Annotated in this window: 9 protein-coding genes; 4 read left to right on the top strand and 5 right to left on the bottom strand. The window is 72.2% G+C overall.

The window, feature by feature from the left end; translation table 11 throughout:
• Positions 1-22: 22 nt before the first annotated feature.
• The gene (locus R2D22_RS04480; RefSeq protein WP_318101382.1) at positions 23-430 is read left to right on the top strand and encodes a hypothetical protein; all 408 of its coding nucleotides are present in this window, start codon (positions 23-25) and stop codon (positions 428-430) included.
• Positions 431-436: 6 nt separating this feature from the next.
• On the opposite strand, the gene R2D22_RS04475 is transcribed toward R2D22_RS04480, so the two are convergent.
• Complete coding sequence (locus tag R2D22_RS04475; RefSeq protein ID WP_318101380.1) at positions 437-787, bottom strand: hypothetical protein; 351 nt, start codon at positions 785-787, stop codon at positions 437-439.
• A 46-nt stretch (positions 788-833) separates the two neighbouring features.
• Positions 834-3,110 carry an MMPL family transporter gene (locus R2D22_RS04470; protein ID WP_318101379.1) on the bottom strand — a complete coding sequence of 759 codons (2,277 nt, stop codon included), beginning with the start codon at positions 3,108-3,110 and terminating at the stop codon, positions 834-836.
• Positions 3,111-3,285: 175 nt separating this feature from the next.
• On the opposite strand from R2D22_RS04470, the gene R2D22_RS04465 reads away from it, so the two are divergent.
• The 3 genes from R2D22_RS04465 (at position 3,286) to R2D22_RS04455 (ending at position 8,630) form a co-directional block, all read left to right on the top strand.
• Entirely contained in the window at positions 3,286-4,458 is a 1,173-nt protein-coding gene (locus R2D22_RS04465; RefSeq protein ID WP_318101378.1) for a sensor histidine kinase, read from the top strand.
• Positions 4,433-5,095 carry a response regulator transcription factor gene (locus R2D22_RS04460; RefSeq protein ID WP_318101376.1) on the top strand — a complete coding sequence of 221 codons (663 nt, stop codon included), beginning with the start codon at positions 4,433-4,435 and terminating at the stop codon, positions 5,093-5,095. The genes R2D22_RS04465 and R2D22_RS04460 overlap by 26 nt, the downstream gene beginning before the upstream one ends.
• An 85-nt stretch (positions 5,096-5,180) precedes the next feature.
• A complete protein-coding gene (locus R2D22_RS04455) occupies positions 5,181-8,630 on the top strand; it encodes a protein kinase domain-containing protein (RefSeq protein WP_318101375.1) in 3,450 nt (1,149 codons plus the stop codon).
• 5 nt (positions 8,631-8,635) lie between these two features.
• Here the strand turns inward: R2D22_RS04455 and R2D22_RS04450 are convergent, their stop codons facing one another.
• Genes R2D22_RS04450 through R2D22_RS04440 form a run of 3 tightly spaced genes read right to left on the bottom strand, consistent with a single transcriptional unit; the run spans position 8,636 to position 11,918 of the window.
• Positions 8,636-10,153, bottom strand: coding sequence for a hypothetical protein (locus R2D22_RS04450; protein WP_318101374.1), 1,518 nt, complete (start codon positions 10,151-10,153; stop codon positions 8,636-8,638).
• Positions 10,141-11,361: a DUF6236 family protein gene (locus R2D22_RS04445; protein WP_318101373.1), complete on the bottom strand. Its 1,221-nt coding sequence runs from the start codon at positions 11,359-11,361 to the stop codon at positions 10,141-10,143. Before R2D22_RS04445 ends, R2D22_RS04450 begins: the two co-directional genes overlap by 13 nt.
• Positions 11,361-11,918, bottom strand: a complete 558-nt coding sequence (locus R2D22_RS04440) for a tetratricopeptide repeat protein (protein ID WP_318101371.1) — start codon at positions 11,916-11,918, stop codon at positions 11,361-11,363. The genes R2D22_RS04445 and R2D22_RS04440 overlap by 1 nt, the downstream gene beginning before the upstream one ends.
• Positions 11,919-12,049 lie beyond the last annotated feature (131 nt).

Genomic DNA, 12,049 nt, shown 5'->3' with positions numbered 1-12,049 from the left:
TGACAGCGCAAGGACGAAACAGATGCCCGGACAGGGACTGGCCCACGACATCCAGGTCTACTCCGAGTGGATCGCCACGGCGCTCGGCAGCTCCGGCTACCGGGTCGACTTCACGCCGGCCAGCGCCCGGGAGATCGAACGCTTCCTGGCGGAGTCGGCGGTCGCCGGCACCCCCGTCCCGGGCGGACTGCTCGCCGAGGACACCGGCGCCCGGCTGTTCGCCACAGGCGCGTACGTCGGCGAGCTGATCCGCCGTACCGCCGGCGGTTCCTGGGTCGTCGACGACGCCGACCCGCAGGGCGAGATCAACGTGGAACTCCACCTGCCCGACGGGTCGGTCGTCTGGCCCGTGCAGCGGGTCCTCAAGCGGTTCCACGGCGACGCCTCGGAAAGCATCGCCGTGTACGTCGACACGCTGACGGCCGCCTAGCGGGCCTCAGAGCGGGTAGTCCTCGCCGTCGTCGCTCTGCAGCTTCGCACCGAGCAGGGCGGCGACGGCTTTCATCTTGGCCAGCAGCACGTCGTCCGGGTTCTTCGCGGTGACCACGCCCTCCCGCAGGTCCAGCCAGGCGCCGTCGGTGTCGGCCTCCGGATGCGTGGCCATCCGCGCCAGCAGCGGGTTCTCGTACCGCAGACCCGCGCCGTCGCCCGTCGCGGCCTCGGCCGCCCCGGCCATCTCCAGGTCCGGGTCGGCCTCGACCAGCGCGGTCCACTCGTCCGCGCCGATCGCCTCGCCCTCCTCGTCCCAGAAGAACTCGCGCCGCGTGATGTGTACGTCGTAACCCATGGCCGTATCGTACGAGCGGCTCCGCGAGGCCGGTCGGCGAGTCCGGTCAGCGCACCTGGCCGCCGGGCTCGAGCGCGACCGGCAGCGGTCCTTTGTCGTCGGCGGTGCCGGTGCCCGTGCCGACCGGGCCTCGGGGAAGCAACCGGTCCAGCCACCCCGGCAGCCACCAGTTGGCCCGGCCGAGGAGGGTCATGGTCGCCGGTACCAGCACCATGCGGACGACCGTCGCGTCGATGAGGATCGCGGTGGCCAGGCCGAGCCCGAACATCTTGGCGGAGGGGTCCTCGGCGACGGCGAAGGACAGGAAGACCGCCACCATGATGAGCGCGGCCGACGTGATGATCCGGGCGGTGCCCGCGACGCCCTCCACGATCGCCGTGCCGTTGTCGCCGGTGCGCACGTACTCCTCGCGCACCCGCGAGAGAAGGAACACCTCGTAGTCCATCGACAGGCCGAACAGGATGGCGAAGAGGAACATCGGGATGAACGACACGATCGGAACCGTCGCCTCCAGCCCGATGAGCGCGCCTCCCCAGCCCCACTGGAAGACCGCGACCATGACGCCGTAGGCCGCGCCGATGCTCAGCAGGTTCAGCAGCACGGCCTTGAGCGGTACGACGACCGAGCGGAAGACCAGCATCAGCAGCAGGAACGAGAGCGCCAGCACGGCGGCGACGAACAGCGGCAGGCGGTCGCTGGTGCGTCGGCCCACGTCGGACAGGCTCGCGGCGGCGCCGCCGACGTGCGCCCTGGCCGGGCCGTGCCCGATCGCCGCGGGTAGCACCTCGGTGCGCAGCCGGGAGATGGTGTCGGTCGTGGCCTTGTCCTGAGGGCTGGTGGTCGGGAACACCACGAGGGTCGCGACGCCGGTGGTCCGGTCGATGCGCGCCGGCGCGACGGACGCGATCCCCGGATCCGCCGCGACCGTCGCGACGAGACGGTTCAGCACTCCCGGATCACCGGCGGGGTCCGCGGCGATGACGAGGGGACCGTTGGTGCCCGGGCCGAACCCCTCGGCGACGAGGTCGTAGGCACGGCGCTCGGTACGGCTCTGCGGCAGCGAGCCGTCGTCGGGCAGGCCGACGCGCAGGCCGAGCACGGGCAGCGTCGCCGTCAGCAGAAGCGCCGCCGCGCCGACCGCGTACAGCACCGGGTGCCGGCCGACGTGCCCGATCCAGCGCCGCCACCCGGCTGCGGAGACCGCGCCCGCCCCCGTGTCCCGCCGTCGGCCGAGGCGGCCCGACCGCCCGGCCCGAAGAGCCCGGCCGATCCGGCCGGCCCGGCCCAGCCGCGGGCCCGCCGCGCCGAGGAAGGCCGGCAGCAGCGTCACCGACGCGAGCACCATCGTCAGGACGACGATCGACACGGCGACCCCGCCCACCGTCATGAACGGCACGTTCGCGACCGCCAGTCCGAGGATCGACACGACGACCGTGCCGCCGGCGAAGACCACCGGCCGCCCCGCCGTGGCCACCGCTCGTCCGGCCGCCTCGTGCGGATCGAGCCCGCGCGCGAGGTACTCCCGGTGTCTGGCGAGCACGAACAGCGCGTAGTCGATGCCCACTCCGAGCCCGACCATGCTGCCCAGGATCGGTGCGAAGGTGGGGACGTCGGTCACCCCCGCCAGTACCGTCATCGTGGCGACCCCGACGGTCAGTCCGAAGACCGCCATGCCGATCGGCAGCGCGGCGGCGACGAGCGAACCGAACGCCAGGAACAGGATCGCGGCCGCGGCGAGGAGGCCGATCAACTCGCTGACGCCGCCGTTCGGGTCGGAGAAGGCGTAGAAGAGGCTCCCGCCCATCTCGATGCGCAGCGGCAGCTCGGCGCGCAGCCGGTCGCCGAGATCGACGAGGGCGTCGAGGTCTTCGGCCGACAGCCGGCTCTGGTCCGGGTACTGCACCCGGACGACGGCGATCCGCCCGTCGGCCGAGACGAGGCCGCCGCGCACGGCGGTGTCCCCGCCCGCGTCGAGCGCCCCCGCCGGATCGCTCGTGCCGAGCACGTGCGGCAGCCGCTTCACCTCGGTCTGCAGCCGCGTGAGAGCGGTGCGCGCGCCGTCGTCGTCGAAGAACGTCGCACCGTCGACGGGGGTGACGACCACTTGGGCGGTCATTCCCTCCTGGCCGGTGCCGGCCCGCTCGATCAGTTCCGCGGCCCGCTGGGAGTCCAGTCCCGGAGCGGTCATCGAATCCGCATTCCGCCCGCCGAAGGCGACGGCGGCGAGCACGGCGAGCGTGGCGGCGACCAGCCATGTCGCGATCACCCGCCAGGGATGGCGGGCGGCGCTTGCGCCCAGGCGCAACAGGGCTTTCGAGAGCATCGGGTCCTCCAACCACCTCGTCGGCCGTCCTTTTACGGCCGCCGGTGCCGAGGTTCGTCGCCACGGCGCTCCGCGGCATCGGCCCGCGGGCCGCGGATCCGTCGGCCCCGAGGCGGAGTGACGCCCCGTCCTTTCGGCCGATGCGCGGCACACCGCGGTCCTTAGGCTGAGAACCGTGCTCCGAGACGACCTGCGAAACCTGTGGACCGAACCCCGGCCGCCCGACCCGCCCGCCCGGGTGTGGCGGGACTGGGCGCTGCTCGCGGCAGGCCTTGCCGGTGTGGCGCTGGAGGCCACCCTGCGGGAGAACGTCGTGTGGCGGCCGGTGGCGGTGGTGTTCGCCGTATGGCTGTGCCTGCTGCCCCTGTGGCGCCGGACCCGACCGCTGGCGATGGTGACACTGGCGTTCGGCTCGGTGGTCCTGCTTCCGGTGGCCTCGCTCGTCGGCGCACCGAGCGAGCCCGTCGGCCTGTACACCGGCGCGGTCGTGCTCGTGCTGGTGTACGCGCTGCCCCGGTGGGGGTCGGGACGCGAGATCGTGCTGGGCGGCGCGGTGATCCTCGCGGCCGGCGCGCTGTGTTCCGTCACGGACGAGACCCCGGTCTTCGAAAACCTCGTGGGCATCGCCTTCCTGCTGCTGCCCGGCGTGATCGGGGCCGCCGTGCGGTTCCGGGGGACCGCTCGCGATCGGCAGTTGGAGCAGGTGCGCTCCCGCGAGCGCGAGCAGCTCGCCCGGGAACTGCACGACACCGTGGCCCACCACGTGTCGGCCATGGTGATTATCGCCCAGGCGGGCAGGGTGCTCGCGGGCACCGACCCGTCGGCCGCCGTCGAGGCGCTCGAGGGGGTCGAGGAGGAAGGAGCGCGCACGCTGGAGGAAATGCGCGCCATGGTCGCCGCGTTGCGCGACCGCGGGGTCGGCGCCGAGCTGGCGCCCCCTGCCGGCGTCGCGGATCTGGAGCGCCTGGTGCGCACCCCGGGTGGTCGCCTCAGGGTCGACCTGGGGCTCGACGGCGAGCTGGACGCGCTGCCCCCGGCCGTGGACGCGGCCGTCTACCGGATCGTGCAGGAGTCGGTGACGAACGCGCTGCGCCATGCGGTCGACGCGACCGAGGTCGTCGTCCGGGTCGCCGCCGAACCGCACACGGTGCGGGTGAGCGTGTGCGACAACGGCCGGCGCACCGGCCGGGGGCGCGACGGATACGGACTTACCGGACTGCGCGAGCGCGCGACGCTGCTCGGCGGCACACTACGAGCCGGCCCGGGTACCGACCGGGGCTGGCATGTCGACGCCGAACTGCCGAGAGCGAGGAGCGAGAGCGGTGTCCATTCGCGTTCTCGTCGCTGACGACCAGACGATCATCCGTACCGGGCTGCGGATCATGCTGAACGCCCAGCCCGGCATCGAGGTGGTCGGCGAGGCCGCCGACGGGCGGGAGGCGGTACGTATGGCCCGCGAACTGCGCCCCGACGTCTGCCTGTTCGACATCCGCATGCCCGTACTCGACGGGCTCGAGGCCACCCGGCTGGTCGCCGGTCCGGGCGTCGCCGACCCGCTGGCCGTGGTCGTCATCACCACGTTCGACCTCGACGAGTACGTCTACGGCTCGCTGCGTGCCGGCGCCCGCGGATTCCTCCTCAAGGACACGGGACCGGACCTTCTGGCGCAGGCCGTACGGTCGGCGTCCGACGGGGAGGCGCTCATCGCGCCCAGCGTCACCGTCCGTCTGCTCCAGGCGTTCGCGGACCTGCCCGCCGGCCGGCCCGCGGCCCAGCCGGTCTCACCCGTCACCGCCCGCGAGGAGCAGGTGCTCCTCGCCGTCGCCCGCGGGCTGACGAACACCGAGATCGCCGACGCGCTGCACATCAGCCTCAGCACGGTGAAGACGCATCTGGCCAGCCTGATGGCCAAACTCGGCGCCCGCAACCGGGTCGAGATCGCCATGTGGGCCTACGAGACGCGCCGCATCCTCCCGGGAACCTGAGCCGGGCACGGGGTCATGACCCGAGGCGTCAGTGGTTTCTAATGGGCAGAAGTCGCGGTCGACTCGGCGAAGGGGCGTGTGGGGGATGGGCGTCAGGGCGATTGAGGAGGTTCTCGACGATCGCTACGAGGTCAAGGGGGTCGCGGGCGAGGGCGGGATGGGGCGGGTGCTGCGGGTCCTGCACCGGCAGTGGGGGATCGACCTGGCGGTCAAGACGCCGAAGCCGAAGGTGTTCGCGACCGATGAGCAGCGCGAGCGGTTCGTCACCGAGGCCGAGGCCTGGGTCGCGCTCGGGTTGCACCCGAACATCTGCGGGTGTCACTACGTGCGCGTGGTCGACGGCGTCCCCTACGTCTTCGCCGAGTACGTCGGCGACGGCAGCCTGCACGACTGGATCGCCGACCGCCGTCTGTACGAGGGCGGCCCGGAGGCGGCCGTGGCGCGCATCGTGGACCTGTCGATCCAGATGGCCTGGGGCGTGGGCCATGCCCACGCCGCGGGATTGGTGCACCGCGATGTCAAGCCCGCCAACGTGCTGCTGGACGTACAGGGCGGCGACATCGTCGCCAAGGTCACCGACTTCGGCCTGGCCCGCATCCGCCCGATCGTCGCCGAGGACGACGGGAACCTTCCGCACGGTGTCAGCGTCCCGGTCTCGGCGGGCGGGCGGACACCGGCGTACGCCTCACCGGAGCAGCTTTCGAACCGGCCGGTAGGGAGGCGAACGGACGTCTTCAGCCTCGGTGTCACGGTTCTGGAGATGTTCACCGGCGGGGCGCGCTGGGGCCGGGGTCCGTTCGCGAACGACACGATCAGAGAGCGCCACGGGATCGAGTCGTACGGGCCGGGCCTGCCGCCGCTGCCGCCGGATCTGGCCGATCTGCTGGAGCTCTGCCTCGATCCGGACCCCGGGAGGCGGCCGGGGTCGATGGCGGCCGTCGCCGAGGAACTGGCGGCGATCCACTTACGGGTCACCGGGGAGCGGTACCGGCGCCTGGAGCCGAAGGCCGCCGACCTGCGCGCCGACGAGCTCAACAACCGGGCGCTGTCGCTGCTCGACCTCGACCGCGACGAGGAGGTCGCCGCCGCGTTCACCGCGGCGCTGACGGCCGACCCGCAGCACGCCGAGGCGACCCTGAACTCGGGGCTGTGGCGTTGGCGCGGTGGCGAGATCACCGACGAACAGCTGGTCGCCGACCTCGACGCCGTCCGCACCGACAGCGACGATGCCTGGCCGGCGCGGCACGCGCTCGGCCTCGTCCACCTCGAACGGGGCGACCTCGCCAAGGCCCGACCGCTGCTCGAGCGCGTCGACCGTGAGCACCCCGGGCTGCGGGACGTGAGCGAGGCGCTGGACACGCTCGGCTCCGGAACGGTGCCGTCCGCGGACTGCATAGGGGTCAACGACATCCGCTGGAACCCGACCGCCGACGGACGACCCGACCCGATGCTCCACATCGATGTGTCCGCGGACGGGAGGACCGCCGTGACCGGTGGGGACGACGAACATGTCCGGGTGTGGGACGTGCTCACGGGCCGGTGCCTGCGTACGCTGCGCGGTCACGAGGCCAAGCTCCGGTCGGTCCGGATCACTCCCGACGCCGGGTACTGCGCCTCGGTCGAGTACGACTCGGTCATGCGCATCTGGGATCTGTCCGACGGCAGCTGCCTGCGGACCATCAAGGCGGCGGGGTCCTTCGACTGGGCGGCGGTCAGTCCGCGGGAGGGCGTAGCCGTCGCCACGGAAGCGGTCTGGAAGGACGGTGTGAGCGGCGTCGACGTCGTCGTGTGGGATCTGAGCCGGCGCCAGGTTCGCCGGCGGCTGCACGGCCCACTGGCGCAGTTCCCGAAGGCCGAGCTCAGCCCGGACGGGCGCTGGGTCCTCGTGGCCGGGTACGAGGACTGCATCGCCCGCCTCTGGGACCTGCGCACCGGGGAATGCGCGCAGGTGCTGGCCGGGAAAGGAGTGAACCAGGCCGTCCTGTGCTTCGACACCGGCAACGGCGTCGCGGTGATCGCCGACAACCACGACGCCATCGGCATCTGGGATCTGCGGACAGGGCGGCGGGTCCGGACGCTGCGCTGCTCCGTCAGGTCGCTCGCGCTCAGCGCCGACGCCGCGAGACTCCTGGTGGGCGCCCCCGACGGCGCGGTCCGTCTGTGGGACTTGGGGACCGGAAGGTGCCTGCGGACCTTCCGGGGCCACCAAGGCGAGGCAGGCCGCGTCCGCTGGGGAGCGGGCGACCGGTTCGCGCTGTCCGCGTCGCTCGACAACACCGTGCGGCTGTGGCGCATGCCCGACTCTCCCGCCGTTCCGTTCCAGGTGAGCCGGCCCCGCAGGCACGGCGTGCTGAACCTGTTGGAGGAGAAGGTGAAGGCACTGCTCGAGACCGCCAAGGCGCGGGAGGCGGCAGGCGACCGCGCTGCCGCGCTCGACGCGCTCCGGGAGGCCCGCGCCGTCCCCGGGTACGAGCGCGCACCCGACGTGATGGCCGCCTGGCGCGCCCTCGGCCGGTCGCTGGCCCACACCGGCATTCGGGCGGTCTGGCTCGCCCGCAGTTTCGCGGCGCACCGATCGAGCGTCGGTTCGCTCGACATCAGTGCGGGCGGGGATCTGATGGCCACCAGCGACGGCGCTGAGATCCGGCTCTGGGACCTGGGCACCGGCGCGCTCATGCGGACCGTCACCGGCTTCGAAAGCGGCGAAAGAGGCGGCCCCGTCGCCGGCATCGACAAGGTGCAGCTCAGTGCCGACGGCGGCACCGTCATGGCCTGGGGCCGCAGCGGATCGGCCAAGGCATGGTCGACCGGCAGCGGCGCGGAACGGTACGCGATGTCCGACGACCGGCTCATCGGCACGGACGCCAGACCCGAGTCGCTCAGGTGGATGATCCCCATGGGCATGAGTCCCGACGCGGCCCGGTTCACCGCCGACGGGCGCTGCGCGCTCATCGGCGGCGACGGCACGGACCAGCGGTTCCGGCTCTGGGACCTGGAGACCGGCACCCTCCTGCGCACGCTCGAAGGCCACACGGGAATGCCCCGGGCAGCGTGGCTCGGCCCGGGTGACCGGATCGCCGCCACGGGCGCGAGCGACGGGACGGTCCGCCTGTGGGACCTCGGGACCGGCCGCTGCGACGCCGTGCTGCGCGGCCACACGCATTGGGTCATGGCCGTGACGATGAGCGCCGACGGGAGCCTGGTGGCCTCCGCGGGCGGCTACGACGATCTGTCGATCCGCGTCTGGGACACCGCCACCGGCGCCTGCACCGCGCTGCTCGAAGGCAGGCGCGGAAACGCGCGGAGGATGCGTTTCACCCCCGACGGCCGCTTCCTGCTCTCGAGCCACGACGGCGACGAGATGCGGCTGTGGGACCTGGCCACCGGCACCTGCTTGCGGACGGTGGAGGCCCAGCCCGGGCAGCTGGGCCGGCTCGCCATGACGGCCGACGGCGCCTACGCGGTCTCGGGAGGAGCGGACGGACGCGTACACATGTGGACGCTCGACTGGAAGCTGGCGGAACCACGGGCCTGACCGGCTCATAGCCCCCAGCGCTCGCGGTACCGGCGCGCGAACTCCTCCGCGTACAGGTGCGGGTAGGAGCTCTGGGTGTCCGTGATCTCCATGACCTCGTCGTCGGCGACGAAGAAGAGCCCGCGTCCGATCCTGATCTCCCCGGCGGGGACCGGCGCGTAGACCTGCCATCCGCAGTCCACCCGCTGGGCCACGAGGTCCGCGGCCCGGTAGTCGGGGCTGTCCAGGTCGTGGGCGTGCATGTAGCGGCGCACGAGGGCGATCGCCTGGTGGCGGGGCAACTGCGGAAGGTCGGTGCCGTGTACGACGCCCGCCATCAGCAACTGGTGGTAGGCACCGTCGAGGTCGGCGCCCTCGCTGTTCCCGAAGACCTCGGCCAGCATGCCGCGCTCCGCGAATCCCCCTTCGGCGGCTGTGACCAGGCGCAGCGCGGCCGTCTCGGTGTCTCGTGCAACGGCCCGGGCCAGCTCCGACACGATGCCGGCGACCGTTCCACTGGTCCAGACCCCGGGCATCGCCGTCGCGAGCTCCTCCATCTTCGGCGATTCGCCCCGCAGCCAGCGCCCGCTCTCCCACCAGTAACAGAAGGACATCAGGCCGACCTTGCCCCGTTCGTCGAGCAGCGGATCGGCGACCCATGCCGGCGCCCCCGCGAACAGCTCGGGGTGCGGCGCGTCGCCACGATAGGCATCGGCCAGGCCGGGCGCGTCCCGGACGCCGCCGGAGAGGACGGCTCGGCCGCCCGCGAGCATCCACAGCGTCGAACCGCCGCCTGTCGAGCTCTGGAATCGCGCGTGGGAAGGTTGCATGCGAGGCCCCCGTTCGGAACCGGCCGCGACGAACGCCGCCGACAGGACGGCCCAGCGCGCCCAGATCTCGGTGAGGCCGGACAGTTCGTTCTCCGGGACACCTTGTGCGGACCGTGCACCGCGCGTGTCGGCCGGAACGGCGGCCTTCCGCGGGCTGCGCATCTGTCTGCCGCCGTGGCTGACGAACGCGGACAACCAGGTGGGGAGCTTCTCCGCCGGCCAGTCGAAGGCTTCGAGGTCGGCCCGGTAGTCCTCGGGGGCGAACAGGTGCTCGTCGGGGAAGGGCTCGTCGCCGTGGTCGAAGTCCACTTCGATGCCGCCGTCGATGCGCAGGTCGAGCGTCATGCGCCACCAGGGCCCGCGCGGCAGCCGGGCGGTGGTCCGGCGCAGTTCGCGGGCCAGCCGGAGGGCACCGGGGCTCGGCGCGGCGTTCGTGGAGGCTCGGTCGGTCGAGTGGCGGACGCGTGAGGCCTCCGAGCGGAGCGTCAGGGCGAACACCGCGGTGATCCGCCGGCAGTCGGACGGAGCTTCGGCGATGAGACACTCGGCGAGGCGCAGGGTCTGCCGGTCAGCAAGGTCGATGACCGCCGGATCGGCAGCGGGCTCGGGGATGAGCACGGGGCCGGAGTGGGTGCCGTGCCCTGGGAACGCTTCGTCGAAGGCGCCCGAAAAGGCGTCCGAGAAAGAGGCGCCGTCGCCCGTCACAGCGGCCATGCCCTTCGCAGCTTGTCGATCAACGTGTCGGGGCCGAGGGCCCGCTTGAGCTGAAAGAGGTAGCCGACGGGCGACTCCTGCGCGATCTCGCGGCGTCTGCGGCGCCACTCGAAGGGCGCGCCCACGACGCAGCCGGCGACCACGGCGGGGACGGTCAGCGCCGGGGCGACACCGACCGCGTCCGCCGCGAGCGCGGCGAGCGGCGGGAGCGCCACCGACCTGACGTTCGCCAGGGCCCGAGCGGTTTCGAGGCCGGCGCCACGCATGCGGTCGTCCAGATCGTCGAGCCGCGCGCGGACCTCGCGGTCGACCTCGGTGTGCAGGTACTCCAGGTAGAGCCCCGCGTCCCGCACATCCTCGAGGGAGCCGAGCCGCTGGACCTGGTCGGCCACGAACTCCCGGAACCCGTCCAGTTCGGAACCGAACTCGACGCGGATGTCGAGGATCTTCTCGATCGGGACGTTCCGTAGATCCGCGGGGATCACCGTCGCGAACGACAGGAACGCGAACGCCTCCTCGGGCGCCTGCCGCGCCGCCGGAGCCTGTGCCGCGAGAGCCAGTGCCGGGAGGTCGTCGAGGAGTGCCACCGCGAGCCGCTCGAAGGTCCAGCCGGACATGACGGCGTGCGGCAGCGTCTGGTCGGTGATCGGGTGCAGGCAGTTCTCGGCGGCGACCTGCTCGGCCAGTGCGAGCATGTAGACGGTGGCCAGTTGAGGGTGCATCGCCACCCAGATCCCGCCGCGGCCCGGGCCGACGACTGCGAGCCCCTGGTCGACGGCCGAGTCGAGGAGGCGCTCGCTGACGCGACTGGCGTGGACGTACCCGAATCGAGGGTTGAGCCAGGTCGCGCCGTCCTCGGTCGGCTCGTCCCCGCCGGCCGAGAACCCACCTGTGTTGCCGAAGCATGCCTCGGCGACCGGAAGGCCCCAGGTCTCGATCCGGTCGAGGCCGAAACGGTCGCGGAGGGCGGCGCCGTGTTCGTGGATCAGTTCCAGGAACGGCTCGGCGACCTCGGCGGCGGCCCATACGGGCGGTTCGAGGTCGAGCAGCCAGCGCGCGGAGTGGAGTTCCCGCGCGGCGGGCGAGTCCTGGAGCGGGTAGCCCGGCGGCCGGATCCGGGCCATCTTGGGCCAGTACAGGGCGGCGTACTTGAGCCAGTCGTCGTCGCGGACGTGGATGTGCGGGTAGTAGAGGGCGAACCGGTCCATCAGGGATTCCCTTCGTGCCGCGCCTCGTCGAGGTGCCTGAGTGCATGGGCTGCCTGCTCGTGGTCGCCCGTCGATCGGAAGAGCCTCGCGGCTTCGGTCGCGTACGGGACCGCCCGCCGGTACTGGCGCAGATGGTCGACCAGGATGCAGGAGATGCTCAGCAACGCCACGGCCCGCATCGCGGTCCTGCCCGCACCGAGCGCGTTCTCCGCGTTGGACTCGAAGATCTGGATCGCACTCTCGTACGCTTTGAGCTGCCACTCACAGATGCCGATGAGGGTGCGGCACTGCAGTTCCTGTTCGGCATCCCCGAGTTCGGCGAAGATCGCTGCCGCCCGAGCATGGACTCGCAGCGCTTCGGCGTAGTTCTGCCGGTCGCCGAGCCCGAATCCGAGTCGCAGCAGGGCCGTTGCCGTCGCCCGGCGCTGAGCCGCGGTGCCGCTGATCGCGGCGGCCCGCAGCAGTGGTTCGATCGCGTCGTGGAAGCGGCCCTTGTCGATCAGTGAGGTTCCCAGGTCGAGTGCCGCCTCGCCCTCGGATCGGTTCTGCGGTAACACGGTCCTCCAGGATGATCGGAATCCGTCCCACGACTCTGCCACATCTCGGAAGCGCTCGGGGTTCAGCTTCCTCGACCGGTCTGGATGTTGGGGATGCCGTTTGGGAGGATGCAACAGCAGGCACAGGACAC

Origin of the sequence: Streptomyces sp. HUAS YS2 (assembly GCF_033343995.1) — a bacterium.
Taxonomy (GTDB): domain Bacteria; phylum Actinomycetota; class Actinomycetes; order Streptomycetales; family Streptomycetaceae; genus Streptomyces; species Streptomyces solicathayae.
This window is presented reverse-complemented; position numbering and strand designations above follow the sequence as displayed.